Below are 25,865 nucleotides of genomic sequence, written 5' to 3' on the forward strand. Positions count from 1 at the left end.
AGCGGACAGTGCTTGGACAGCTCCGTGTCAGTCGCGGCGGATGACGAACTCCGTGAGTCCTTCCACCGGCTCCTCCATAACCTCGACACGTTCTACTCGTGCCTCGGGCGGCCCTTTCTCCGCCCAGGCCGCCATCGACGTGACGTCGTGGTCGGATCCTTCGAACACGGCCTCGACCGTCCCGTCGGGAGCGTTACGGACCCATCCGCTCACACCGCGCTGACGAGCTTCCTGGCGGCACGTAGCGCGGAAGAACACCCCCTGCACCGCACCGTGAACGACGATCTTGATCCGCCTCTGCGAACTGCCCATGTCCCCAGCGTGCAACAGACACGGCCGCTCTTCCAGGCACCTCGCCGGGGGCGATCCGTCCGGCTGCCGGCCGGTGGCCCCGAGTTCTGGACTATGTACCGGCCTGCGGATGCTCACTCGTGAGATGTGCTACTTGCCGGTAACATAACCGCATGAGCGCAGACTTCGACCTGTACAGGCTCTCCGAGGAGCACGACGCGATCCGGGAAGCGGTCCGTGAGGTGTCCGCCTCGAAGATCGCGCCGCATGCCGCCGAATCGGACGAGACCGCCCAGTTTCCTCAGGCCGCGTACGACGCCCTCCGCGCCACCGACTTCCACGCCCCGCACATCCCGGAAGCGTACGGTGGCGCCGGCGCCGACGCGCTCGCCACCTGTATCGTCATCGAAGAGGTGGCTCGGGTCTGCGCCTCCAGTTCTCTTATCCCCGCGGTGAACAAGCTGGGTACCATGCCGCTGCTGCTCGCCGGCTCCGAGGACGTCAAGAGCCGCTATCTGCCATCCGTGGCGTCCGGTGACGCGATGTTCTCCTACGGGCTCTCCGAGCGGGAGGCGGGGTCGGCCACGGCGTCGATGAAGACGCGGGCCGTACGCGACGGCGACGGCTGGGTGCTCAGCGGGCAGAAGTCGTGGATCACCAACGCCGGCGTCTCCGACTACTACACCGTCATGGCGGTGACCGATCCCGATGCCGGCTCCCGCGGCATCAGCGCGTTCGTAGTGGAAGCCGCCGACGACGGTTTCTCTGTGGGCGCTCTCGAGCGCAAGCTCGGCATCAAGGGGTCGCCCACCCGGGAGCTGCTCTTCGACCGATGCTGGATACCCGAGGACCGGCTGGTCGGCGACCTGGGGCAGGGACTGCGAATCGCGCTGCGCACCCTCGATCACACCCGGGTCACCATCGGGGCGCAAGCGGTCGGCATCGCCGACGGCGCCCTGACCGCGGCCACCGCCTACGTTCAGGAGCGCCAGCAGTTCGGCAAGCCGGTCTCGGACTTCCAGGGCGTGCAGTTCATGCTGGCCGACATGGCCATGAAGGTCGAGGCCGCACGCCAGATGGTCTATCGCGCGGCCGCCGCCAGTGAGCGCGACGAGCCGCGGCTCTCCTTCCTGGGCGCCGCCGCCAAGTGCTTCGCGTCCGACGTGGCGATGGAGGTCACCACCGACGCCGTGCAGCTGTTCGGTGGATACGGCTACACCCGCGACTATCCTGTCGAGCGTATGATGCGCGACGCGAAGATCACCCAGCTCTACGAGGGCACGAACCAGATCCAGCGCGTGGTGATGGCGCGGCAGCTCCTGAAGGGCAACGCCTGAGCCGTTCGCCGAACATGTGCCCGGGCATGGCGGTGGAGAACTTGAGCCGTCAGTCGGGCTCGTCACCCTCCAGGCAGTCGGCACAGGTGAAGAGCAGTTCACCCGACGTGCCGTGCCGGCCCGCGAACGTCAACGGGCCGTCCGGCCAGCCACCGCAGCGAGAGCACGCCACATCTCCCTCTCCCTGTCGCCGACTGCGCTCGATCATGCCGGTCAGTGCCGACAACGACGGCCCGTCGAGGTCACGTAGTACCTTCACCGCGGCATGTTCGGCCTCGGTGCGCGGATCCAGCATGTGCGTGATGCGGTCGCGAAAAGCCATGCGAAGCCCCCCAGCCTCGGCCTGTCCCCAGCCAGGTAGCAGACAATACGCCCAATTCACGCACGCGGCCAGGAACATGACCGTTCCGTGTCGCGGGCTCCATCACGTGTAGGCGCGTGAGCAGGCTAGCTCAGCGGCAACCATGAGGCGCTCGCTAGCCGATCGCCGCCTCGACCTCGCTGATAAGGCGCTCGGCGCCCTCCTGCGTGGTCAGGCGGTCGAAGAGCACCTCGACGTTGATCCGTTTGATGATGTCGACGAACTCCCCGGCACCGACGGGCGGAGCGGGGGGCGCGTCCACGACATCGGGGGCGATGTCGCTGAGGAACTCGGCCTCAATGGTCTGATACTCGTTGAGCTCCGGGGCGATCCGCTCCCGCTGTTCCAGGTTGACCGGCAGGCCGCGGTCCGAGCCGATGGCGTCTACCGCCTCGTCGTCGTTGAGCAGGAAGTCGAGGAAGAGCGCCGCCTCCTCGGGGTGCTCGGTACGCGCCGAGATCGAGTAGTGCATGGCCGGCTTGAGGAACAACCCGGTGCGCGCATTCTCGGTCTCGCCCGGCGGCCGCAGGAGAACGAGATCCCGGCCCGACGCCTTCGACATCGCTTCGAGGGCGTTCGACCAGTTCCACATCATGGCGGCCCGGTTGGTGCCGAGCAGGGTCTGCTCGGGACTTCCCACATCCTGGATCTCGGCCGACAGCGTCGCCGACGGTGTGCCGCCGGAGTCGCGCATCGCCAGCGAGTTCTCCCACCATTCGGCGGCGGTCCCGGCGGAGAAGCCGAGCTCGCCGTCCTCGGTGTAAAGCGACTCCCCGCGCTGCCGCGCGAAGATGTTCAGCCCCGCCTCGTTGCCTCCGTAGTCCTGGGCACCGAAGACGTCGCCGCCGGTGGCCTCACTGATCTGGGTGGTGATGTCGATGTAGTCCTGCCACGTCCACGACGTGTCGTCAGGCATGTGGACGCCGGCGTCGGCAAATGCTTGCGGGTCGGCATGGACCGCATAGGCATTGACACCTGTGGGGATGCCGTAGAGTCCGCCGTCCACTTCGCCACTGCCCATCACGAGCGGATCGAGCTGGGAGAAGTCGATGGTATCGGTGTAGCCGGACAGGTCGAGGAGCGCGCCCCGGCTGGCATATTCACGCAGGAAACGCTCCTCCTGTGCCATGATGTCCGGCGCGTCGTTGGCCGCCGTCGTCGTGGCCAGCCGGTCCCAGTAGCCGCCCCACTCGATGTACTCACCCCGGATGGTGATGCCCGGGTTTTTCTCCTCGAACCGGTCGATCGCCTCCTGGGTGATCTCGTTCCGGCCCTCACTACCCCACCATGCGAATCTGAGCTCCACGGGCTGGTCGCCGCGGGCCTCGGAGCCACCGTTCCCGCTACTGCCCGCGTCGTCACCGCCACAGGCCGCGACCGCGAGCGCCGATGCCATGCCTGCTGCCGCCACCTTGCTGACCGAACCGAATCTCATCGCCATGCCACCACTCCTTCGGGGTGCGCTGCCGGGCGAATCGCCCGGCAGTGCCGTGTCACGGGCTACGGACCAGTCCCTCGTGCGCGACCGACCATCGCCCGTCTGTCGTGGGAAAGCCCGGCGCATGATCCGCCGAACCGTCCCAGCCGGCGGCCATCATCGCGACGGCCGCCAGCATCCCCCCGTTTCCCGGCAGGTACAGCGGCAGAGAGTCGGTCTGCCAGTTGTGCCCACTCGGGAGAAATCGGTTCTTCGCCGCGTCCATGCTCAACGCGGAGACCGCCAGCTCCGGTTCGCCGAGCCTCGCCGCGCACATCGCGAGCACCGGGTAGTCCCATCCCCACGTGCTGCCCCAGTCCCAGCCGCCAAGCACATCCTTGAGAGTGGATCGCATGGTTTCCGTGTCGATCAACGGCGTGGGCGGCAGGAATCCCAGGCCGCACAGCATCGACGGGTGATCCGTACGCACGGTGTACGGGTCGACGTCGATGGCTGAGTAAACGCCGTGGCGCACGCGCGGGCGGACGAGTCCGTGCGCCACAGCAGTCCAATGGGCGTGCCGCTCCTTGCCGAGCCGGTCACGCCAGCGTTGTGCCGTCTCCAGGCCCCACTGCCAGTAGGCCAGCTCGAAGGTCGGGTTGGTGAGCCGCGCACGCATCGACGCGTAGGACTCCTGCGCCGGGATCAGCGGCGGCCCCAGTTCGAAACCGCGGGGAGTGCGGATGGCAAAGCTCGCCATGAACTCCGCCGTCTCGAAGACGATGTCCGCGTACTGCTCAAGAACCCGGCGGGCCGGCGCCGCCCGGTACAGCAGCTCGGCGAGGTAGATGGGGTGCGGCTGCTGCCAGATCAGGAACGGCCCGATGGGGCTGGGGCTCTCCCGCACGTCGGGGCCTATCTGCTTGGGCCAGCGCACTCCTCGGTAACCCTGCACTCGCGCGGTCTCCCGCCCCGCCTCGGCGGCGACGTGGTACCACCGCAAGCTGCGCTCGAGCAGCTCCGGGCGTCCCCATAAGGCGAAGTGCGCCGCGTGCCACCAGTGCATCTCCAGGTGGAACCGGCCGAACCACGAGTTCGCGACGAGCCCCGTCTCCTGCGGCGGAAGTGACCCAGCGCAGTTGATCGCCGTCAGGTACTGCGAAAGGACTACGCGCCGTTCGAGCTCGACGGCGCGCTCGTCAGAGCTCCCGGCTAGTTCCACCGCTCCGCCGGTCGACCAGAACCGCGGCCAGTGCTCCGCGGCGGCCTCTTCGACGTCATCGAACGACAGTGGCGGCACCGTGTGCTCGCCTGACTGGCTGAATCCCACGACCAGCTCCAGCCGGTCAGAGCTTGCGACGAGCCGGAGTTCGTGCGGCCCGAGCCGGTCGAGCGATGTTCCCGGCCTGGCGACGACGGTCACCGCATAGCGAGTGCCGTCGAGCCGCCGGTCGACGTGCCAGCCCCCGGGTGTCCGGGTCACCGCCGTGGTGTGGGCGTCCGGCCGGGTCCAGTCGGCGGCGTCGTGCCACTGCTCTGACCCGTAGGAAAACGCTATCCCTACGCCTAGCCGGCCATGACGCGCCGCGTTCGACGTGATCCGTATCGCCACGGCGTCGTGGCGCGGATGACATACGGTGTCGACGCGGACCTCGTCGCCTTTCACCGAATATGCGCTGTGCAGAATTCCGCGCCACAGATCGAGCTCCTGCCGGACATCGTGGACATCCTCCAGGCGTACCCGTTCAGGCCGGCCGGCGTCATCGATGAGGTGCAGGCCGATCCGGCCGAGGTCCAGGCGGTGCGGGTTGGCCCGCAGCCACCGCTCTGCCTCCGAATCCGCACGCTCGCCGTCGTCGCCGATAGTGCCGGACATGTCGACGTACGGCACCGGCCCCGTGGGCGTCTGGTAACTCACCCGGACGTCGTCCACGCTGTAGGCCTCGGCCGAGGGGACAGAGTGCCAACCCCATTGCGATTGCGTCCCCAGCAATGTGCCGGCCGGTGCGTCGCCCCGGCCGGCCACCGGGTAGCGGCCGGGAAAGGTCTGCAGCCCGGTCACATCGGCGGTGAAGCAGAACTCGCCATTGCCCACCGACAGCGGTGAGCGGACGTCGGCGGCGGTGAGGACCACGCGATGCCGTTCGACCAGGGCACGCCGGTCGATGACCGGACCCGCGCCGCCCGCGGCGGAGCTCACTTGATTCCCGTGGTGGCGATGCCGCGCACGAGATAACGCTGGCCGGCAAGGAAGAACCCGAAGATCGGCCCCAGGGCCACCAGCGACATCGCGAACAACGGCCCCCATGCCGACTCACCCTGTGAGTCGACGAAGGTCCGCAGCGCCACCGGAACCGTGTAGAGGTCCGGATCGGTGAGGAAGATCAGCTGGCTGTAGAAGTCGTTCCACACCCAGATGAACGTGAAGATCGCCGTGGTCGCCAGTGCTGGTGTACACAGCGGCATGATCACCCGCCAGTAGATGCGGACGTGGCCGCAGCCGTCGATCCTGGCCGCGTCGTCGAGCTCGCGCGGCAGGCCCCGGATGAACTGCACCATCAGGAAGATGAAGAATGCGTCGGTGGCCAGGAACTTCGGAACGATCAACGGGTAGTAGGTGTTGATCCAGTCCAGCTCCGAGAACAGGATGTACTGCGGAACGATCACCACGTGGATGGGCAGCATGATCGTCGCCAGCATGGCCGCGAAGAACCACTTCTTCCCGCGGAACTCCAGCCGGGCGAACGCGTAGGCCGCCATGGAGCAGGTGAGCAGGTTGCCGATCACCGACGCGACGACGATGACCGCCGAGTTGAACATGTAGTGGTGGAACGGCCGGGCCAGTGCCGTCCACCCCCTGCTGTAGTTGCTGAAGTCGAACACGCTCGGGATGAGCGACGGCTCCCGGAAGATCACATCCGATGGCTTGAACGAGCTCGACAGCATCCACAGCAGCGGATACAGCATGATGAAGCCGAACAGGATCAGCAGGGCGTGCTTGAGCAGGCGCCTGCGCCGCTCCGCCGGCCGCCGGATCTTGGTCGGTCCTCGCGTGCCGGTCGTCACGTCGCTGATGTTGTCGATGTCAGTCGCCATAGTGCACCCACCGCTTGGCAGCCAAGAAGTTGATCGCCGTGAACCCCGCGATCACCACGAGCAGGAACCACGCCAGGGCCGAGGCGTAGCCCATCTCGAACGAACCGAACCCGCGCTGGTAGACGTAGAGGGTGTAGAACAAGGTCGAGTCTGCCGGTCCTCCGGTGCCGCCGCTGACGATGAACGCCTGGGTGAACGTCTGGAACGACCCGATGATCTGCAGCACAAGGTTGAAGAAGATGATCGGCGTGAGCAGCGGGATGGTGATCCGCCAGAACTTGGTGAATCCGCTGGCGCCGTCGACGTCGGCGGCCTCGTAGTACATCGTGGGAATCTGCCGTAGCCCGGCCAGGAAGATCACCATCGGTGAGCCGAAGGTCCACACGTTGAGCACAATCAGCGTCGACAACGCGTGGTCCGGGTGCGACACCCACCCTTGACCTTGGATACCCACCAGGGCGAGCAACTGGTTGATCAGGCCTTCAGTGCCGAAGATCTGCCGCCAGAGGATGGCGATAGCAACGCTGCTGCCGAGCAATGACGGCAGGTAGTACACGGACCGGTAGATGGTGAGGCCCCGCACGCCTTTGTCGAGGAAGAACGCCAGGGCGAGCGCGAGCGCCAGCTGCAACGGCACGGAGACGAACACGTAGGTGAACGTGACCCGCAAGGCGGCATGAAGTCGCTCGTCCTCGAGCATGCGCTGGAAGTTGTCCAGGCCGATCCATTCCGGCGGCTGAAGGAGGCTGTACTGGGTGAACGACAAGTACAGCGAGCCGAGGATGGGCCCGATGGTGATCAGGCCCATCCCGACGAACCACGGCGCCAGGAAGAGGTAAGCGGCTCGCCCCTCCCGCTTCGCGAGGGAGCTCCGCTGTCGCTTTGGCCGTGCCGGTGCGGGCCGCTCGTCCAGTGTGGTCACTGGACTCTCCCGGACCGCGTCAGCCATCGCGACCCGTGACCTGTCGATCTGTACAGCTCTGCTGGTGCACGGTGACCATCGGCGTCCTCCTCGCATGTGGCCCGACGTCGCCGCAGGGCCTCTGAGCCGAGATATCGCTTTCTAGCAAGGTTTTCCAAAACGTGTCAATGCCTCTCAGCAGGAGCAGAAGGCGGCCTATTCAATCGCAGTTCACGCGGGGTCCACGTGCTGAGATACCGGTTCCTGATGTGGACACTCACCGCCGCTCAGCATCGCGACCTACGCTACTTCGGGCCTGCTCCGGCTTCCCGCCGGGCTTCGCGTGGATCTCCGGCGCAGGACACTAACCGATGGCGGCTTCCATCTGCCGGATGAAGCTCTCGGCCGCCTGTGCCGGCGTCGTCCGGTCGAAGAGGACCTCGTCGTTGAGGCGCTGCATGATTGACACCGACTCCGTCGAACCGGTCGGCCCGATGATCAGATCCGGGTTCACGTCACCCGAGACCTCGGCGATGAACTCCGCCTGTACCGTCGTGTCCTCGTCGAGCAACGGCGTGATCGCCTCAAGTACCTCGCTATTGGCCGGCAGGCCACGGTCGGCCAGAATGAACGAGGCGGCTTCCTCGCTGTTGACCAGGAAGTCGATGAGCATCGCCGCTTCTTCCGGATGCTCGGACTGGGAGTAGATCCCGTAGGACTGCGACGCCTGGAGCCACATGCCCGGGGCCACGCCGGTCGACTCCCCGGGGGCCCGCAACATCTGCAGATCCGCGCCGGACGCCCCCCGCAGCGCGGTGAGCTGGTTACTCCAGTCGAACTGCATCCCCGCCAGCCCGCGGCCCATCAGCGTCTGTTCCGGACCGGGCTGGCCGGCGAGTTCGGTGGTGAGGGTGGCCGAGGGAGTGGCCCCGGACTCACTCATCCCCTTGGTCATCGTCCACCAGTTCTCCAGCGTCTCCGCCTCGATGGCGAGCTCACCGTCCTCGGTGTAGAGGCCGGCACCCGTGTGCTGGCGAGCATAGAGGTCGACAACGTCCGGTGCGGTCGGGTCGACCAGTCCGTAGGTGTCGTCCGGGGTGCTATCGGAGATCTCCTGGGCGATGTCGACCATGTCGTCCCATGTCCACGACGAGTCGTCGGGCAACGGCACGCCGGCGGCATCGAACACCTCCGGATTGACGACGATCGAGTACGTGTTCACGCCGGTGGGGATGCTGTACTGAACGCCGCTGAAGAAGCCGTTGCTCAATGCCGACTCGTCGATCAAGTCGGTGGGCAGCTGTTCGGACACTGTGGACAGGTCGAGCAGGGCGCCCCGGTCGCCGTACTCCCTCGGGTAGGCGCCGCCCAGAGTGATCACGTCCGGGGCGTCACCGGCGGCGACGCTGGTGGCCAGCCGGTCGAAGTAGCCGTCGAAGTCCAGCGGCTCACCGTTGACCGTGATGTTCGGGTTCGCCTCTTCGAACGCATCGATGGCCTGCTGGGTGATGCGTGCCCGCTCGTCGTTCCCCCACCAGGAGAAACGGAGGGTGACATCGCCGGTCGCCTCGTCGGAGCCCCCGCCGTCGCTGGAGCCCCCACACGCGGCGACAGTCAGCATGGCCGTGACGCCGGCTGCACAGGCCCAGCGGAACCGCCTGAAAGCTCGAGGTGCCTGTCTCATGTGTTCCCCTTCATCCGGATGGAAGTTACTCTGAGTGACCGGTTTCTGCGCTATGTTTCAGGTAAGACTCGTGGATATGACGTCGGATAGTCCTCATCGTGGCATAGGGAGCCGACGTTGGTCACCATTGCTCCGGTACCGGTTTCTGAAACGTTATATTTCTCGGGACGATGGTTGTGGATCACAGGAGGTCTTGACATGACGATGTCGTGGTTGCGCATCGACGGCGACCGGCTGGCTGACGAGCGCGGTGAGGGTATCGCGCTCCGCGGCTTCGGACTCGGCGGCTGGATGAACATGGAGAACTTCATCACCGGCTATCCCGGCACGGAGTCACAGGTCAGGGCGGCTATGAAGACCGCTTTGGGTGAGGACGGGTACCGCCGCTTCTTCGATCGGTTCCTGCGCGACTTCTTCACCGACGACGACGCCGCGCTGCTCGCCTCTCTGGGCCTGAACTGCCTCCGGGTGCCGTTCAACTATCGCCATTTCGAGGACGACGATGCCCCCTTCGAACTCAAGGAAACCGGATTCCAGCAACTCGACCGACTGATCGCGGTGTGCGCCCGGCACGGGATCTACACCATCCTCGATCTGCACGCGGCACCCGGACACCAGAATCACCACTGGCACAGCGACAACCCCACACATCAGCCGCTCTTCTGGACCCACCGGCACTTCCAGGACCGGGTGGTGCATTTGTGGGAGGCTCTCGCCGGGCGGTACCACGACAACCCCGCCGTGGCCGGCTACAACCCGCTGAACGAACCGGCCGACGAGAGCGGCGAGGTCATCGGCCCGTTCTACGCGCGGCTGGAGCGGGCCATCCGGGCTGTCGATCGACGCCACATCCTGTTCCTCGACGGCAACCGGTACTCCAGCGACTTCTCCGTGTTCGGCGAGCCGGTCGACAATGCCGTCTATACGGCACACGACTACGCCCTGCCGGGAATCGCGCGAGACAGCGAGTACCCCGGCATCACCAGGGGCGAGTTCTTCGACCGTGACGTCGTGGAGAAGACCTTCCTTCGGCGGACAGAGTTCATGCGGCGGACAGGCACACCGATCTGGATCGGCGAGTTCGGCCCCATCTACACCGGAGACCCGCGGCGCGACGCGGCATGCGCGGACCTCCTCCGCGACCAGCTGGACATCTACCGTGCGCACGGTGCGAGCTGGTCGCTGTGGACCTACAAGGACATCGGCCGGCAGGGCCTCGCCTTTGTCCCGCCGGAGAGTCCGTACCTCCAGCAGATCAAGCCCTCGCTGGAGCAGAAGGAGAGGCTCGGCACGGACTCGTGGGGCGGATCCGACGCGCAGGTCAGGCACATTCTGGAGCCGATCGAGACCCTGATCGCCGACGAGTTCCCCGACTTCGCCCCGTACCCATGGGGTCAGCGCCAGTGGATCCCCCTGCTGATCCGGAACATCATGTTCGCCGAACCCGCGGCCGAGCGTTTCGGCCGGTGCTTCGAGGGCGTCACCCCTGCCCAGGCGGAAGACCTCGCCTCGGCGTTCGCCTTGTCGCGGTGCACGGTCCGGACCGAGCTGGCTGAGGTTCTGAAGGCGCACGTCGCGGCGTAGCTCGCATCAATGCCGGCGTCACCCGGCGCGGGAGGCGACGTCTCCCGTACCGGCGGCGGCCGCGCGGCGGAGGAGCAGAGTACGCTCACGCTCGTTGGCGGTGAGCTCGGCGGCGCGGGCGAACTCGGCCCGGGCCTCGTCAGCCCGTCCGAGCTTGAGCAGCAGGTCACCGCGGACACTCGGCAGCAAGTGGTACTTCGCCAGGGCCGGCTCGTCGAGCAACGAGTTCACCAGCTCCAGCCCTGCCGCCGGCCCGAACGCCATGCCGAGGGCGACGGCACGGTTCAACTCGACCACGGGTGTGGGCCACACCTGCGCGAGCGCCGCGTACAGGGCTGCGATCCGGATCCAGTCGGTGTCCTCGGCGGTGACGGCCCGGGCGTGACACGCCGCGATCGCCGCCTGCAATCCGTACGGCCCAGATGGTCCCGGGAGTGCCTTCGCCCGCTCCAGAGCATCCAGGCCCCGGCGGATCAGGAGCTGGTCCCATCGAGCCCGGTTCTGCTCGAGCAGGAGGATCGGCTCGCCGTCCGGGCCGGTGCGGGCGCGCAGCCTGGATGCCTGCAGCTCCATCAGCGACACCAGCCCGTGCGCCTCGGATTCGTCCGGCACGAGCCCGACGAGTATCCGGCCGAGCCGAAGGGCGTCTTCGCACAGCGCCGGACGGATCCAGTCCGCACCGGACGTGGCGGAGTAACCCTCGTTGAAGATGAGGTAGACGACCTCGAAGACAGAGGTCAGCCGCGCCGCCCGGTCTTCTCCGTGGGGCAGTTCGAACTCCACCCGATTCTTGGTCAGCGTGCGCTTCGCGCGGACGATGCGCTGGGCCATGGTCGGCTCGGACACGAGGAACGCGCGGGCGATCTCGTCCGTGGTCAGCCCACCGAGCAGGCGCAACGTCAGCGCCACCCGGGCTTCCGTGGACAAGACCGGATGGCAGGCGGTGAAGATCAGTCTGAGGAGATCGTCACCAATGTCGTCGTCGATCGCGTCGTCCAGATCGTCGGCATGGTCCTGCCGTCCCTCCAGGTCCCGACCGATCTCGGACACCTTGCGTTCTAGCCGTTCCTGCCGCCGGAAGTGGTCGATGGCGCGCCGCTTGCCGACCGACATGAGCCATGCTCCAGGCTTGTCCGGGACGCCGGTCTCCGGCCATTGCTCCAGGGCGGCTACCAACGCGTCCTGAGCGAGGTCCTCCGCGAGGCCGACGTCCCGGACCATGCGCGACAGCGCGGCGATGACCTTGGCCGCCTCGATACGCCAGATCGCGTCGATGGTGCGGTGGACGTTCGTCGGTGAGGTGGCGCCGGGCACGGAGTCATCAGAGCAGCTTCGACGCCCGGCCGCAAGCGTCCCTACTGAGTCGAGCCACCCGTAGGCTGTTCGGTGGGCGCGCTCTGGGCATGCTCCTGCTCGCGTATCCGGGTGTCGATCTCCCGCAGCTCGGGGGTGAACTCGTCGCCGAAGTCCTCGGCCTCGAAGACCGGCCGGATCTCCAGTTCACCATGGTCGCCGTGGGGGTTCGGGCACCGTTTCGCCCATTCGATGGCCTCGTCCATCGACCGGACCTGCCAGAGCCAGTACCCGGCGACCAGCTCCTTGGTCTCGGAGAACGGGCCGTCCACGACGGTGCGACGCTCCCCGGCGAACGTCACGCGCGCGGCTTTCGAACTTGGGTGCAGGCCATCTCCGGCCAGGATGACGCCGGCCTTGGCCAGCTCCTCGTTGTACCTCATCATCTCGGCCAGCTGCTCCTCCGTGGGCAACTGGCCCGCCTCGGAGCTTGCACTGGCCTTCACGAGCACCATGACACGCATCGGGGTACCTCCCTGAGAGACGAGACCGGGCCCTGAACGCTCATGAACAGGTGCTTAACCCTGTCTCTGCCTACGCGTCGAACATCGGAGCCGCGAATCGACACGTCGCGCACATAATCTCAGCTTCACCGCCGGACGACAGGTCAGCAGCAGACTTCCAGATAGGCCTGGAGCTCGCTGAGGGCCTTGCGGATGCCGTCGCGATCACCCCGGTATCGGATGATCTTGCCCTCCCGGCGCGGGGTGACCACGCCGCCCCGGCGTAACAGAGCCAGCTGTTCCGACGCGGTGGACTGGCCGATGCCTGCGCGCTCGGCCACCTCACCCACAGAGAGCTCAGCGCCCTGGAAGAAGAGCATCATGATCCGCTGGCGACTGGGGCTGGCGAGCGCCCGGAGGAATTCATGGGTGTCAGCGCTCAGCTCGGCTGGCGCTTGACCAGCGCCGTCTTCTCTCACCGCGACGGGCTCCACCATGCGATCGACCTCCATGACCACTGTATGACACTCCCCTACTTTGTCATTTCGCGATATGACGATATGTTGGTCGCCGTGAGCACCCCACCTGATCCCGTGATCATCATCGGCGGCGGCCAATCCGGCCTGAACACCGCGCGTGCCGCGCTCGAAGCGGGCCTGCGGCCCGTGGTGCTGGAGAGCGGCCCCCGAGCGGTCGGCTCCTGGCCCCACTACTACGACAGCCTCACTCTCTTCTCGCCGGTGAAGTACAGCTCGTTTCCAGGTGCTCCGTTTCCGGGGGAGCCCGACGAGTACCCCGCACGTGATGCCGTCATCGCCTACCTGGACAGCTATGCCCGGGACCTGGACGTCGAGATCCGTACCGACACCCGGGTCAGCGCGGTGACGTCCAGCCGCAAAGGCGGTTTCCAAGTGCACACCGAGGCCGGGGAGGAGATCGCCGCGAGCGGTGTCGTGGCGGCGAGTGGCTCCTTCGCCAATCCCTACCGGCCACAGGTTCCCGGGCAGGATCACTTCGCCGGGGCCGTGCTGCACGTGGCCGAGTACCGCAATGCCCAGCCGTACGCGGGCAAGCGCATCGTGGTGGTCGGCGCCGGCAACTCGGCCGTCCAGGTCGCGTACGAACTGTCCGGCAGGGCCTCCGTCACTCTCGCCACCCGAGCCCCGGTTCATTTCGTCGCGCAGCGCCGGCTGGGCAAGGACCTGCACTACTGGCTCAAGACCACCCGCCTGGACGTGTTACCGAGGGCGTGGCTGGTGCGCATCTTCACCTCGACGCCTGTCCTCGACACCGGCATCTACCGCGACGCGCTGGCGTCCGGACAGCTCGACCGCCGGCCGATGTTCACGCGATTCGACGGCGACGACGTCGTGTGGCCGGACGGCAGCCGGGAGAAGGTGGACGTGGTCATCTATGCCACCGGCTACCGGCCGAATCTCGGATACCTCGAGGGGCTGGGCGCACTGGACCAGACCGGCATGCCCCGTCACCACGGCGGGATCTCCACCACGCATGCCGGACTGGTGTACGCGGGGCTGGAGTTCCAGCGGTCGTTCTCCTCGAATACCCTGCGAGGGGTGCACCGTGATGCGAAATACGTCGTCGAGCCGCTCGCGGCCCACGTGAACAACACCACGCGCGTCGTCAGCAGCGGCGGAGCGGTTCCCGGGCCGGCTGGGTGAGCACGAGCGCTCCGGACTCCCCCGGCTCCGGCGGCGGGCCACCAGAGCCGATGCCCCGCGCCGGGCGACGACGCGTCCTGGCCGTCCTCTGCTTCACCGTGACCATGAGCTACGGGATCCTGTTCTACGCGTTCCCCGTGCTCCTCACCGAGATAAGTGCCGATACCGGCTGGTCGAGGGCAGCGCTCACCGGAGCATTCTCGGCCGGCTTGCTGGTGGCGGCAGCCGTCGGGGTTCCGCTCGGTCACCGGCTCGATCGGCACGGCCCGCGCTGGCTGATGACGGCCGGTTCCCTACTGGGCGGGCCGTCGCTCGTCGTCGTCGCTCTCGCCCCGAGTCTTGCCGTCTTCATGATCGGGTGGGTTCTGGCCGGCCTCGCCATGGCCGCGCTCTTTTACCCGCCGGCGTTCACCGCGGTGACCCGCTGGTACGGGTCGCAACGGGTTAAGGCGCTCACCCTGCTCACGCTGGCCGCCGGTTTCGCCAGCACTGTCTTCGCGCCGCTCACGGCGTGGCTGCTGGATCAGATCGGCTGGCAGTCGACGTATCTACTTCTGGCCATTGGGCTGTCACTCGTCACGGCGCCGGCCCACTGGTGGGGCCTGCGTGGTCCCTGGCCCGAGTCCACCGCAGCGGTGATCCCGAGCACCGAAGCGTCGGCGGCCGCGCCCCCGGCCGCCGAACCTGGGCGCATCACTCGCAGCCTGTCGTTCGTGGCCACCACGCTCGCCGTCAGCCTGGCGTCGTTCACCGCCTACGCCGTCGTGATCAACCTCGTCCCGCTGCTCGTGGAACAGGGGATGGACACAGGTCAGGCGGCTGTGGCACTCGGTCTGGGCGGTGTCGGCCAAGTGGCGGGGCGAGTGGCCTATCCGGCCATGACGCGCCGCCTGAGCGTGCGCACACGCACCACGGTGATCTTACTGGCTACAGCGCTCACCACGGTTGCGCTCGGGCTCGTGACGGTAGCCATGGCCCTGATCGCGGCGTCGGTGGTGGCCGGGATGGCTCGTGGGCTCCTGACGCTGGTGCAGGCCACAGCGGTGAGCGAGCGGTGGGGCGTCGCACACTACGGGAAGCTCACCGGCCTGCTGTCCGCGCCCGTCACGGTCACCGTCGCCCTCGCGCCGTGGGCGGGGGCGGCGATCGCCGGCCTCACCGGCAGCTACGCCTCGGCGTTCCTGGTGCTGGCCGGAATCGGGCTGGTCAGTGTGGCATTCGCCCTGGTGAGCGTGCCGCTGACGCGGACGAGGGCCGGCACGCGGGTCAAGGACGGCCACCGCCGAGCCGCCGGCTGAGGTCGCTCGCGGTCCGCACGATCCGGCCGGCCAACGCCGGCCGCACCCGCAGATCGACGGCATCCTCGGCGAACGTCACCGCGATCCCGGCGATGGGGTAGCCCGCGTGATCGCGCGCAGCGACCGCCACGGACGCGAATCCTGGCGTGACCTCCCCGGATTCCGTCGCGTGCCCGAGCTGCCGCACCTCGGAGAGAACGATGCGCAGCGCGGACAGACTGCGTGGGCCAACTCCGTGCCGATCGGCGAACGCCGACGCATCCGGGAACAGCGCACGCACCTGCGCGGCGTCGAGGCCGGCCAGGATCGCCCGGCCGCTGGCCGTGAGATGAGCGGGTAGCCGGACTCCCACCCCCGTCACCAGAGACGGGCTGCCAGGAGCTCGCTCCTCGAGCAGGTACACCACCTCGCGTCCATGGAGCACGGCCAGGTGGGCGCCGTGCCCGACGTCGTCCACGAGGTCATGGAGGAGCGGCCGGGCCAGCCGAGCCAGCGGCGCCTGCCTGGTGTAGGCGGAGCCCAGCTCGAAGGCCCCGAGGCCGAGTCCGTACCTGCGTTCCTCAGGCAAGTGGACCACCAGGCCGTCCGTCTCCAGTTCGGAGAGCAGGTGATAGATCGACGAGCGAGGCAGCTCGAGCTCGCGCGCCACCGCCGCCGCGGGCATCGGGCCACCGTGCCGCGCCAGCAGCCGCAGAATGCGCACGCCCTGTCGCAAAGCCGGGACTCGGCTGCTGCGTCCCATCCCGCACCACCTTTGTCTGAGATACCAGACAGTATCTCCCGCGAGTGTGTTCCAGCCTCGTGCCGGCCGCGATCCAATGGCAACTATGAGCGCCTACGACCTCACGGGTGTTGGTCATTGCCGAGTGACACGCCCTACCGCGGGAGAAGTCGGGCGATGATCGAGGACACCCCTACCGTCACCGTCGGGACCGGTCCGATCAGCGCCGCCGACGTGGTCACCGTTGCCCGGCACGATGCTCCGGTGACCCTGAGCGACCAAGCTCGGGCGGCCGTCGCCCAGAGCCGGGCGATCATCGAGGATCTCGCCGATGACGACGCTCCACACTATGGCGTGTCCACCGGCTTCGGTGCTCTCGCCACCCGGCACATCCCTCGCGAACGACGAGCCCAGCTGCAGCTGTCACTCATCCGCTCTCATGCCGCCGGCTCCGGGCCCGAGGTAGAGCGCGAGGTGGTGCGAGCCCTGATGCTCCTGCGGCTGTCCACCCTGGCCACCGGACACACAGGAGTTCGCCCCGAGACCGTACAGGCCTACGCCGACCTTCTCAACCACGGCCTCACACCGCTCGTCTACGAGTACGGCTCACTCGGCTGCTCCGGGGATCTGGCGCCCTTGGCGCACTGCGCCCTCGCCATACTTGGCGAGGGCTACGTTCGCGACCGGACGGGCCGCGTCGTTCCCGCCGCCGACGCCCTGGACGCAGCCGGCCTGCGGCCGGTCATCCTCGCCGAGAAGGAAGGGCTCGCGCTGATCAACGGCACCGACGGCATGCTCGGCCAGCTGGTGCTCGCGCTGCACGACCTCGACGTGCTGATGACCACCGCCGACGTCGCCGCAGCCATGAGCGTCGAGGCCCTGCTCGGCACCGATGCCGCCTTCGCCGCGGATCTCGTGGCCCTGCGCCCCCACCCGGGCCAGGCCGACTCGGCGGCCAACATGCGAGCGCTGCTGGACGGCTCGGCGATCATGGCCAGCCACCGGACGCCGGAGTGCACCCGAGTCCAGGACGCCTACTCGATGCGCTGCGCCCCGCAAGTACACGGCGCCGCCAGGGACACGCTGAGCTTCGCGCGCGACGTCGCGGAACGAGAGCTCGCCTCCGCGATCGACAACCCGGTGGTCACCGCGGACGGACGGGTGGAGTCGAACGGCAACTTCCACGGCGCGCCGGTGGGGTACGCGCTCGACTTCGTCGCGATCGCCGTCGCCGACGTCGCCAGCATCTCCGAGCGGCGCACCGACCGGATGCTCGACGCGAATCGCAGCCAGGGCCTGCCCGCGTTCCTCGCCGACGATCCAGGTGTGGACTCCGGTCACATGATCGCCCAGTACACCTCCGCCGGGATCGTGTCCGAGCTGAAGCGCCTCGCCGTGCCGGCCTCCGTCGACTCCATCCCGTCGTCGGCGATGCAGGAGGACCACGTCTCGATGGGATGGGCCGCTGCCCGCAAGCTGCGCCGTGCGGTCGACGGCCTCAGCCGCGTGCTGGCGGTCGAGATCCTGACCGCCGCACGTGCCCTCGATCTGCGCGCGCCGCTCACCCCGGCCCCGGCCACGGCGGCGGTCGTCTCCGCTGTTCGCCGTGGTGGTACCGGACGGGGCCACGCCGGCGCCGGCACGGACCTCGCCGACGCCGGCCCAGGAGTCGCTGGTCCGGGTCCGGACCGTTTCCTCGCCCCCGAGATCGAGAACGTCGTCGCCCAGGTCCGTTCTGGCGCCCTGCTCGACGCTGCCGCCGCCCACCTTTCCGGCCTGCGCTGAATCTGAAGGAGCCCCGCATGACCACACCACGCACGGTCCGGTCCCCTCGCGGCACGTCCCTGACGGCTCGTAGCTGGCAGACCGAGGCGCCGCTGCGGATGCTCATGAACAACCTCGATCCGGAGGTGGCCGAGCGCCCGGACGACCTCGTCGTCTACGGGGGCACCGGAAAGGCGGCGCGGGACTGGGCCAGTTACGACGCCATCGTCCGCACCCTGACCGACCTGGGCGACGACGAGACACTGCTCGTGCAGTCCGGCAAGCCTGTCGGAGTGCTGCGCACGCACGAATGGGCGCCGCGCGTGCTGATCGCTAACTCGAACCTTGTGGGTGACTGGGCGACCTGGCCGGAGTTCCGGAGGCTAGAGAAGCTGGGACTCACCATGTACGGGCAGATGACCGCGGGCTCCTGGATCTACATCGGCACCCAGGGAATCCTTCAGGGGACCTACGAGACGTTCGCGGCTGTCGCGGCCAAGCGGTTCGGCGGCACACTGGCCGGCACTCTGACCGTCACCGGCGGCTGCGGTGGGATGGGCGGCGCGCAGCCGCTTGCCGTCACCTTGAACGACGGCGCCTGCCTGGTCGTGGAGGTGGACGAAGCCCGGCTTGACCGGCGGGTCCGCCAGCGGTACCTCGACACCTACAGCACCGACATCGACGACGCCGTGCGCCAGGTCGAGGCGGCGAAGGCCGAGCGGCGGGCGCTCTCCGTGGGGCTGGTCGGCAACTGCGCCACGGTGCTGCCCGAGCTGCTCCGGCGTGGGGTTGGCGTCGACATCGTCACCGACCAGACATCAGCGCACGATCCGCTGAGTTACCTGCCCGAGGGCATCGCCGTCGAGGACTGGCACGACTACGCCGAGCGAAAGCCGGCCGAGTTCACCGAGCGCGCTCGCGCCTCGATGGCCGCGCACGTCCAAGCCATGGTCGGGTTCCTCGATGCCGGTGCGGAAGTCTTCGACTACGGGAACTCGATCCGCGACGAGGCCCGCGCCGGTGGCTTCGCCCGCGCCTTCGACTTCCCCGGATTCGTTCCGGCCTACATCCGGCCGCTCTTCTGCGAGGGCAAGGGCCCGTTCCGGTGGGCGGCGCTGTCCGGCGACCCCCGCGACATCGCCGCCACCGACGAGGCCGTGCTCGAGCTGTTCGACGACGATCACCTGCACCGCTGGATCCGCGCCGCCCAGGACAAGGTGGCCTTCCAGGGCCTGCCCGCCCGGATCTGCTGGCTGGGCTACGGCGAGCGGCACCAAGCTGGCGTGAAGTTCAACGAGATGGTGGCGGACGGGCGGATCAGCGCGCCGATCGTCATCGGCCGGGACCACCTCGATGCCGGGTCCGTGGCCTCTCCCTACCGGGAAACCGAGGCGATGGCCGACGGCTCGGATGCCATCGCCGACTGGCCCCTGCTCAACGCGCTGGTGAACACGGCCTCGGGTGCGTCCTGGGTATCGATCCACCACGGCGGTGGCGTGGGCATGGGCAGGTCGATCCATGCCGGCCAAGTCAGCGTCGCCGACGGGACGGAGCTGGCGGCCGCGAAGCTGGAACGGGTACTGACCAACGATCCCGGCATGGGCGTTCTGCGCCATGTGGACGCGGGTTATCCCCGGGCTCGGGAGATCGCCGCCTCCCGTGGCCCGCACGCTCCCATGATCATCGACGATCAGCCGGGTCGTAGCACGGGCGACCGTCGATGATCATGGGAGCGGATGGGACGTTCGAGCGGATGTGGTCCGAGCTGGAGCCGGTCGGGCGCCACCCCCGCAGCGGAGGGTACCGGCGGTTCGCCTGGGCCGATGCCGATCTGGAGTGCCGAACGTGGTTCGTGGCCAATGCCGCAGAGCGGGACCTGGACGTCGAGGCCGACGGCAACGGCAACCTCTGGGCCTGGTGGGGCGACCCCGAAGCCGGGAACGCGCTGGTGACCGGTTCGCATCTGGACTCGGTGCCCGACGGCGGCGCGTTCGACGGCCCCCTCGGCGTCGTGTCCGCGTTCGCCGCCCTGGACGTCCTGCGTGCGCGCGGCTTCACACCGTCGCGGCCGGTCGCCATCGTGGCGTTCTCCGACGAGGAGGGCGCTCGGTTCGGCGTGGCGTGCGGCGGCTCCCGCCTGATGACCGGAGAACTCGACGCGGACCGGGGCCGGGCGCTGACCGACGCCGAGGGCGTGACCATGGCCGAGGCGATGGCCGCCGCGGGCCACGACCCGGCCGGCGTGGGCACCGACCCCGAGCGGCTGTCCCGTCTCGGCCAGTTCGTCGAACTCCACGTCGAGCAGGGCCGGGTACCCCTGACCACCCCTGACGGAGCCAGGGTATGGGGGCTCGACGGGTACGGCGCGCCGATCGGGCTCGCCTCGATGATCTGGCCGCACGGCCGCTGGCGGTTCGACTTCGCCGGACGAGCCGACCATGCCGGAACCACTGCCCTGGGCGACCGCGACGACCCGATGATCCGCTACGCCGATGCCGTCCTGGCGGCCCGCGCGGCGGCTGAACGGCACACCGCGGTGGCGACCTTCGGGAAGGTGAGCGTCCATCCCAATGGCGTCAACGCAATCCCCTCACTCGTGCAAGCGTGGCTGGACGCCCGGGGCAGTGACGAGGAACGCGTGCGCGCGACGGTGGCCGACGTCTCCGGCCATACCGGAAGCCGAACCAGCCCGCAGCCTGCCGTCGAGGAGTCCTGGACGCCCGCTGTCCGGTTCGACGATGCCCTGCGCGACGTGGTCGCCACCGCCCTGAAACCCAGGTTCGGCGCTGTCCCGGTCCTGCCGACGGGGGCCGGGCACGACGCCGGGATCCTAGCCGCGGCCGGCGTCCCGGCGGCGATGCTCTTCGTGCGCAATCCGACCGGCGTCTCCCACTCGCCCGCGGAGTCGGCCGACCGCGCCGACTGCCTCAGCGGTGTCGAAGCCTTGGCCGATGTCCTGGAGGCGCTGGGATGACCGGCTTCTGGTGTGAGCGGGCGTGGCTGCCGCCAGATGGAACCGCGAGACGGCCGGAGCGCCATGGAGCGGCGGTGGACGGCGTCCGGGTCGCTGTCGACAACGCGGGGATGATCATGGGCGTCCAGGTGGACGCCCGGCCGGAACCCGGTGACGTCCATCTGCACGGGATGGTCTTCCCCGGCTTCGCGAACGCCCATTCGCACGCCTTCCACCGGGTGCTGCGCGGCCGGACCCATCAGGATGGTGGGACGTTCTGGACCTGGCGAGAGTCCATGTACGCCGTGGCCGGAATGCTCACCCCCGACAGCTACTACCGGTTGGCGCGCGCCGTTTACGCGGAAATGGTGCTGGCCGGGATCACCTCCGTGGGCGAGTTCCACTACCTGCATCACGGCCCGGGCGGGACGCCGTACAGCGACCAGAACGCGATGGGCATTGCTCTCGCGGAGGCGGCCGCCGACGCGGGCATCCGCCTCACCCTGCTCGACACGTGCTACCTGCGGGGCGGGATCGACAAGCCGCTGCGAGGCGTTCAGGCCCGGTTCGGGGACGGAGATGCCGAAAGCTGGGCCGATCGGGTGACGAGGCTGCGCGCCTCGGTGCCGCCGGCTGTGGTGGTTGGTGCGGCGCTGCACTCGGTGCGAGCGGTGCCCGAGACCGAGTTGCACGTCGTCGCTGGCTGGGCCCGGGACGTCGTCGCTCCCCTGCACGTGCACCTGTCCGAGCAGCCGGCCGAGAACGAGGCCTGCCTCGCCACGTACGGGCGCACCCCGACCGCGGTGCTGGCCGATGCCGGGGTGCTGGGCCCGCGGACCACGGCCGTGCACGCCACTCACCTGACCCGGGCCGATGTCGCGCTGCTGGGCCGTTCGGGAACGTCTGTGTGCGGGTGTCCCACCACCGAACAGGACCTCGCGGACGGGATATCTCCGATGGGTGCGCTCGCTTCGGCGGGATGCGCCGTGTGCCTCGGCAGCGATCAGCACGCCGTCGTCGACCTTCTCGGCGAGGCCCGGCTGCTGGAGATGCACGAACGGCTCAGCGGCGGGCAGCGCGGCCGGTTCTCACCCGGAGCGCTCGTCGACGCGCTGACCAGGAACGGTCAGGCCGCGCTGGGACGGCCCGGTGACGGCCGAATCGCCCACGGCGCCACGGCTGACCTCGTCGCGGTGCGCACGGACACCGTGCGCACGGCCGGGTCCGACCCGGCGCAGCTCGTCCTGACCGCGACGGCGGCCGACGTCGACACGGTGGTGGCCGGGGGCCGCGTCGTCGTCGACGGCGGTAAGCACCTGCTCGGCGACATCACGACGCTGCTGACGGACAGCATCACCCCACTCTTCCCATGAAGAGACCAGGAGGCACACGCGTGACAACGACGACGCTCGTCACCGGGATCGGCGAACTGGTGACCATGGACCCTGCGCACGCGCCGGGTACCAGGTACGACGACGTCCCCACGGGCTCTGCACATCGGCCGCATCTGGGGATCCTGGAACACGGCGCTATGGTCGTGGACGCTGACACAGTCCTCTGGATCGGCCCCCAGGACTCGGCACCGGAAGCCGACCAGCGCGTCGACCTCGGCGGCCGGGCCGTGGTCCCCGGATTCGTCGACTCCCACTCGCACATCCTCTTCGCGGGCGATCGCGCGCGGGAGTTCGAGGCCCGGATGGCCGGTGAACGCTACGACGGTGGCGGCATCACGACGACGGTCGACGCCACCCGCGCCGCGGATCAGGACACCCTCGTCCAGCACGGCGGGAGGCTGCTGGCGGAGATGCGCCGGCAGGGCACCACCACCGTGGAGATCAAGAGCGGATACGGGCTCACCATCCACGACGAAGCAAAGCTGATGCGCGCCGCGTCGGCGCTCTCGCCCGAGACGACGTTCCTCGGTGCGCACGTGGTACCACCGGAGTTCCGGACCGACCGGGCCGCGTACGTCGATCTGGTCACCGGCCCGATGCTCGACGCCTGCGCGCCCTACGCGCGGTGGGCCGACGTGTTCTGCGAACCGGGAGCACCCACCGCCTTCGACGGTGACGAGTCACGGGCGGTGTTGGAGGCGGCGGCCCGCGCCGGCCTCGGCCTACGCGTGCACGCCGGACAGCTCGGGCCAGGCCCGGGGGTCGCGCTGGGGGTGGAGCTCGGTGCCGCGAGCGTGGACCATTGCACGTATCTCACCGACGAGGACATCGACCTGCTGGCCGGCGCTCAGCGATCGGGCGATGCCGAGTTGCCGCCGGGCAAACCGCCGGCGGGGCCTGTGGCGACGCTTCTGCCAGGCGTCGAGTTCTCCACTCGATCGCCGTATCCGGACGCACGACGGCTGATCGACGCGGGCGTCCCCGTGGCAATCGCGACCGACTGCAACCCGGGGAGTTGCTACACGTCGTCGATGCCGTTCTGTATCGCCCTTGCTGTACGGGAGATGGGGATGACACCAGCCGAAGCGTTGTGGTCCGCCACGGTGGGAGGGGCCAGGGCGCTGCGCCGCTCCGACGTCGGCCATCTTTGGGTGGGAGCCCGGCCCGATCTGTGCGTCCTCGACGCCCCGTCGTACCGTCACCTCGCCTACCGCCCCGGCGTCCCCATCGCCTCGGTCCCGGCGCTCACGTCCTGACTCCCCCACGCCCCGGCGGCGGGGCCGGAGCCGTGTTCCGCGCCCGGCCGCGGTGCCGGGCCACCCGGGCGCGGCTGGCACATCTCGCCGAGCAGTAATGACGCTCACCGCCACGGCCGTCACCGACGTAGTACCGCTCGCAGCTCTCGGCCTCGCACTGACCCCACGTGCGGCGGCCGTGCTCCTGGATCGCCGCCGCCAGCGCCAGCGCGCTGCTGGCCAGCAACCATGTTCCCCACCCAGCGCCCTCCGGATCAACATGGACGTGCCACGGCGTTCCGTCGTGCTTCGACAGACGCGGACGTGCGGCGACGTCATCGAAGATGCGGTTGATGTGCTCCGCGGCGAGGTCGATGTCCTCGATGCGCAGCAGCGCGCGGAGGCGATCCAGCGCACCGAGCAACTCCTTCTCCTGGGCGGGGCCGAGATGGTCCACCTGTTCGCCGTGCTCACGCAGCACCGCCACGATCGCGGGCCAACGCGCCTGACCGTCAGGCGCCGCCACGTTCAGCAGGGCTTCGAGCCGGTTCAGCGGGCGAATTCGATCCACACCGCCAGCGTACTGTAACGTACTCTCGAATGAAGGCGTTACACGCTTCGGCTGGCCGCCGGCTTCCACCCGCATACGTCGGGGCGGCGTTCTTCGCGCGCATGGCCGCAGAAGGCGCGCCGGTAGTGATCGTCCTCCTCGCCCTGCACCGCACCGGAGAGGCGTGGCTGGGCGGCCTCCTGGTCGCGGCCGCCACTCTGCCCCACGTGATCACCGGGCCGCTCGCGGGACGAGTACGAGACCGGACCGGTCACCCGGTGGCGGTCACCGTGGCAGCGGCTCTCATCGTCGCCGCCGCCCTGGCCGCACTCGCCGGCACGACAGGTGTCGCCGCCTGGCCGGTCGTCGCTTTGTTCGCTGTGATCGCCGGTACGGTCGAGCCGCTTCTCCTCGGTGGATTGTCGAGCCTCATCGGCGCGCTTGTGCCTGCGGACCGGCGGCACACCGCCCATGCCGTCGATGCGGCCACCTACAACGTCGCGGGAATTGCCGGACCTGCTGCCGGCGCCGCTATCGCCACGGTGGCTTCGCCCGCGATCGCACTTGTGTCGCTCGCGGCAGCCGCCGCCCTCGGTGCCGGATTCGCGGCCGGCCTTCCCCGCCTGCCCGGACCTAGCGCCGGCGCCGAGAGCGCCGGCTGGGCGGATGGGTTCAGATGGATTTGGCGCACCCCGATTCTGCGGACGACGACCGTCGTCACCACCCTGGCCCACGGTGGACTCGGTGGACTAGCCGTCGTGGCACCGATCCTTGCCGTTCACCTCGGCGCGTCGGAGAACGTGGGAGGGCTGTTTATCTCGGTGTTCGCGGCCGGCGCGGCAGCCGGATCGTTGGCTATCAGCCATCCGAGTGCCCGGCGCCTGGCGCCGGTACCCGTCGTCCTCACCAGCCTGGCGGTCATGGCCGGCGGCCTCGCCTTAGGGGCCGTGGCATCGTCAGTCGCGGTGGCGGCGTGCGGCTTCGCCATCGCCGGCCTGGCGGACGGGCCGCTGCTCACCACCACGCTGCACGTGCGGACCATGACCAGTCCGGCGCCGGTGCGCACCCAGGTGTTCATGGTGGGCGCCAGCCTGAAGCTCACCTTCTCCGCCGTGGGCGCGGCGGCCTTCGGGCTGCTCGCCGATGTGGGCGGCCCCACGTTGCTCGCCGTCGCGGCCGTCGTCGTCGTCGCTTCGATACTCCCCGGTCTCGGGGCCCGCAACCATGCCATCACCGATCGAAGGTCCCATGGCAGAGTGACGACATGACTCATTCGAACGATCCGGATCTCGTGCGCAGGCTCCTCACCACCCCGGCCACGTGGGCTGTCGTCGGCCTGTCCGCCAACAAAGCGCGCGTCGCCCACGGAGTGGCCGGTTTCATCAAGGACGGCCTGGGCATGCGGATCGTTCCGGTGAACCCGCGCTCCGAGGACGCCCATGGCGAGACGGGTTACGCCCGGCTGGCGGATGTTCCGGCTCCGGTCGACGTCGTGGACTGCTTCGTCAACAGCTCACGCGTGGGCACTGTCATCGACGACGCGATCGCCGAGCGGGAGCGCCTGGGCATCAGCGCGGTGTGGCTCCAGCTGGGAGTGATCGACGACGACGCGGCCCAGCGCGCCAGGGACGCCGGCCTGGACGTCGTCATGGACACGTGCCCCGCGATCGAGGCGCCGCGACTCGGACTCTGACGGCCGTCGCCCGACTGACGGTGTGCGGCTGCGCAGACAGTGCGGGGCCGAAGACAGCATGGAAGCTCGGTGTCGTCCCAGCGACACCGAGCTTCCATGGTGCGGCGC

The 25,865-nt window shown here is 68.8% G+C and carries 23 protein-coding genes; 11 read left to right on the forward strand and 12 right to left on the reverse strand.

The features are described 5' to 3' along the window. Positions 1 to 27: 27 nt before the first annotated feature. Positions 28 to 312, reverse strand: a complete 285-nt coding sequence (locus tag G1H11_RS03085; protein WP_163816010.1) for an acylphosphatase — start codon at positions 310 to 312, stop codon at positions 28 to 30. Positions 313 to 464: 152 nt separating this feature from the next. Here G1H11_RS03085 and G1H11_RS03090 point away from each other — a divergent pair, with 152 nt between their 5' ends. Further along, on the forward strand, positions 465 to 1,628 hold the full coding sequence (locus G1H11_RS03090) for an acyl-CoA dehydrogenase family protein (protein WP_163816011.1): 1,164 nt from the start codon (positions 465 to 467) through the stop codon (positions 1,626 to 1,628). A gap of 49 nt (positions 1,629 to 1,677) precedes the next feature. Here G1H11_RS03090 and G1H11_RS03095 read toward each other — a convergent pair whose 3' ends face one another. The 6 genes from G1H11_RS03095 to G1H11_RS03120 form a co-directional block, all read right to left on the reverse strand. Next, the gene (locus G1H11_RS03095) at positions 1,678 to 1,950 is read right to left on the reverse strand and encodes a hypothetical protein (protein WP_163816013.1); all 273 of its coding nucleotides are present in this window, start codon (positions 1,948 to 1,950) and stop codon (positions 1,678 to 1,680) included. 154 nt (positions 1,951 to 2,104) lie between these two features. After that, entirely contained in the window at positions 2,105 to 3,430 is a 1,326-nt protein-coding gene (locus G1H11_RS03100) for an ABC transporter substrate-binding protein (RefSeq protein WP_163816015.1), read from the reverse strand. Between the two features lie 52 nt (positions 3,431 to 3,482). After that, on the reverse strand, positions 3,483 to 5,606 hold the full coding sequence (locus G1H11_RS03105; RefSeq protein WP_163816017.1) for a glycoside hydrolase family 95 protein: 2,124 nt from the start codon (positions 5,604 to 5,606) through the stop codon (positions 3,483 to 3,485). After that, positions 5,603 to 6,502, reverse strand: a complete 900-nt coding sequence (locus tag G1H11_RS03110) for a carbohydrate ABC transporter permease (RefSeq protein ID WP_163816019.1) — start codon at positions 6,500 to 6,502, stop codon at positions 5,603 to 5,605. The genes G1H11_RS03105 and G1H11_RS03110 overlap by 4 nt, the downstream gene beginning before the upstream one ends. Then, positions 6,492 to 7,451 carry an ABC transporter permease subunit gene (locus tag G1H11_RS03115; protein WP_163816021.1) on the reverse strand — a complete coding sequence of 320 codons (960 nt, stop codon included), beginning with the start codon at positions 7,449 to 7,451 and terminating at the stop codon, positions 6,492 to 6,494. Before G1H11_RS03115 ends, G1H11_RS03110 begins: the two co-directional genes overlap by 11 nt. Positions 7,452 to 7,767: 316 nt before the next feature. After that, the gene (locus tag G1H11_RS03120; protein WP_163816023.1) at positions 7,768 to 9,087 is read right to left on the reverse strand and encodes an ABC transporter substrate-binding protein; all 1,320 of its coding nucleotides are present in this window, start codon (positions 9,085 to 9,087) and stop codon (positions 7,768 to 7,770) included. 198 nt (positions 9,088 to 9,285) lie between these two features. On the opposite strand from G1H11_RS03120, the gene G1H11_RS03125 reads away from it, so the two are divergent. After that, positions 9,286 to 10,671, forward strand: a complete 1,386-nt coding sequence (locus G1H11_RS03125; RefSeq protein ID WP_163816025.1) for a glycoside hydrolase family 5 protein — start codon at positions 9,286 to 9,288, stop codon at positions 10,669 to 10,671. A gap of 18 nt (positions 10,672 to 10,689) precedes the next feature. Here G1H11_RS03125 and G1H11_RS03130 read toward each other — a convergent pair whose 3' ends face one another. The 3 genes from G1H11_RS03130 to G1H11_RS03140 all read right to left on the reverse strand — a co-directional run bounded on the left by G1H11_RS03130 (position 10,690) and on the right by G1H11_RS03140 (position 12,979). Beyond that, positions 10,690 to 11,985: a sigma-70 family RNA polymerase sigma factor gene (locus G1H11_RS03130; protein ID WP_163816026.1), complete on the reverse strand. Its 1,296-nt coding sequence runs from the start codon at positions 11,983 to 11,985 to the stop codon at positions 10,690 to 10,692. Between the two features lie 41 nt (positions 11,986 to 12,026). Continuing rightward, complete coding sequence (locus G1H11_RS03135) at positions 12,027 to 12,488, reverse strand: YciI family protein (RefSeq protein ID WP_163816028.1); 462 nt, start codon at positions 12,486 to 12,488, stop codon at positions 12,027 to 12,029. A 143-nt stretch (positions 12,489 to 12,631) separates the two neighbouring features. Beyond that, positions 12,632 to 12,979: an ArsR/SmtB family transcription factor gene (locus tag G1H11_RS03140; RefSeq protein ID WP_216843401.1), complete on the reverse strand. Its 348-nt coding sequence runs from the start codon at positions 12,977 to 12,979 to the stop codon at positions 12,632 to 12,634. Positions 12,980 to 13,027: 48 nt separating this feature from the next. Between G1H11_RS03140 and G1H11_RS03145 the strand changes: the two genes are divergently transcribed. Together G1H11_RS03145 and G1H11_RS03150 are read left to right on the forward strand one after the other, a co-directional pair. Continuing rightward, on the forward strand, positions 13,028 to 14,149 hold the full coding sequence (locus G1H11_RS03145; protein ID WP_163816030.1) for a flavin-containing monooxygenase: 1,122 nt from the start codon (positions 13,028 to 13,030) through the stop codon (positions 14,147 to 14,149). A gap of 50 nt (positions 14,150 to 14,199) precedes the next feature. Continuing rightward, the gene (locus G1H11_RS03150; RefSeq protein WP_163816979.1) at positions 14,200 to 15,447 is read left to right on the forward strand and encodes an MFS transporter; all 1,248 of its coding nucleotides are present in this window, start codon (positions 14,200 to 14,202) and stop codon (positions 15,445 to 15,447) included. On the opposite strand, the gene G1H11_RS03155 is transcribed toward G1H11_RS03150, so the two are convergent. Beyond that, positions 15,416 to 16,189 (reverse strand): IclR family transcriptional regulator, encoded by a 774-nt coding sequence (locus G1H11_RS03155; RefSeq protein WP_163816033.1) that lies wholly within the window; start codon positions 16,187 to 16,189, stop codon positions 15,416 to 15,418. The genes G1H11_RS03150 and G1H11_RS03155 overlap by 32 nt on opposite strands. Before the next feature lie 156 nt (positions 16,190 to 16,345). Here G1H11_RS03155 and hutH point away from each other — a divergent pair, with 156 nt between their 5' ends. Genes hutH through hutI form a run of 5 tightly spaced genes read left to right on the forward strand, consistent with a single transcriptional unit; the run spans position 16,346 to position 23,535 of the window. Then, positions 16,346 to 17,953: a histidine ammonia-lyase gene (gene hutH, locus G1H11_RS03160; RefSeq protein ID WP_163816035.1), complete on the forward strand. Its 1,608-nt coding sequence runs from the start codon at positions 16,346 to 16,348 to the stop codon at positions 17,951 to 17,953. 17 nt (positions 17,954 to 17,970) lie between these two features. Further along, on the forward strand, positions 17,971 to 19,656 hold the full coding sequence (gene hutU, locus G1H11_RS03165; protein ID WP_163816036.1) for a urocanate hydratase: 1,686 nt from the start codon (positions 17,971 to 17,973) through the stop codon (positions 19,654 to 19,656). Positions 19,657 to 19,658: 2 nt separating this feature from the next. Then, entirely contained in the window at positions 19,659 to 20,906 is a 1,248-nt protein-coding gene (locus G1H11_RS03170) for an allantoate amidohydrolase (RefSeq protein WP_216843404.1), read from the forward strand. Next, on the forward strand, positions 20,903 to 22,258 hold the full coding sequence (locus G1H11_RS03175) for a formimidoylglutamate deiminase (RefSeq protein WP_163816038.1): 1,356 nt from the start codon (positions 20,903 to 20,905) through the stop codon (positions 22,256 to 22,258). Before G1H11_RS03170 ends, G1H11_RS03175 begins: the two co-directional genes overlap by 4 nt. Then, positions 22,255 to 23,535 (forward strand): imidazolonepropionase, encoded by a 1,281-nt coding sequence (gene hutI, locus G1H11_RS03180; protein WP_163816040.1) that lies wholly within the window; start codon positions 22,255 to 22,257, stop codon positions 23,533 to 23,535. Before G1H11_RS03175 ends, hutI begins: the two co-directional genes overlap by 4 nt. Here hutI and G1H11_RS03185 read toward each other — a convergent pair. Continuing rightward, entirely contained in the window at positions 23,525 to 24,085 is a 561-nt protein-coding gene (locus G1H11_RS03185) for a CGNR zinc finger domain-containing protein (protein WP_216843405.1), read from the reverse strand. The two genes, hutI and G1H11_RS03185, sit on opposite strands and share 11 nt — an antisense overlap. Positions 24,086 to 24,114: 29 nt before the next feature. On the opposite strand from G1H11_RS03185, the gene G1H11_RS03190 reads away from it, so the two are divergent. Further along, on the forward strand, positions 24,115 to 25,332 hold the full coding sequence (locus G1H11_RS03190; protein ID WP_163816044.1) for an MFS transporter: 1,218 nt from the start codon (positions 24,115 to 24,117) through the stop codon (positions 25,330 to 25,332). Then, positions 25,329 to 25,757, forward strand: coding sequence for a CoA-binding protein (locus tag G1H11_RS03195; RefSeq protein ID WP_163816046.1), 429 nt, complete (start codon positions 25,329 to 25,331; stop codon positions 25,755 to 25,757). Before G1H11_RS03190 ends, G1H11_RS03195 begins: the two co-directional genes overlap by 4 nt. Positions 25,758 to 25,865: the final 108 nt, after the last annotated feature.

It is taken from the genome of Phytoactinopolyspora alkaliphila, from assembly GCF_010550695.1.
Lineage (GTDB): Bacteria > Actinomycetota > Actinomycetes > Jiangellales > Jiangellaceae > Phytoactinopolyspora > Phytoactinopolyspora alkaliphila.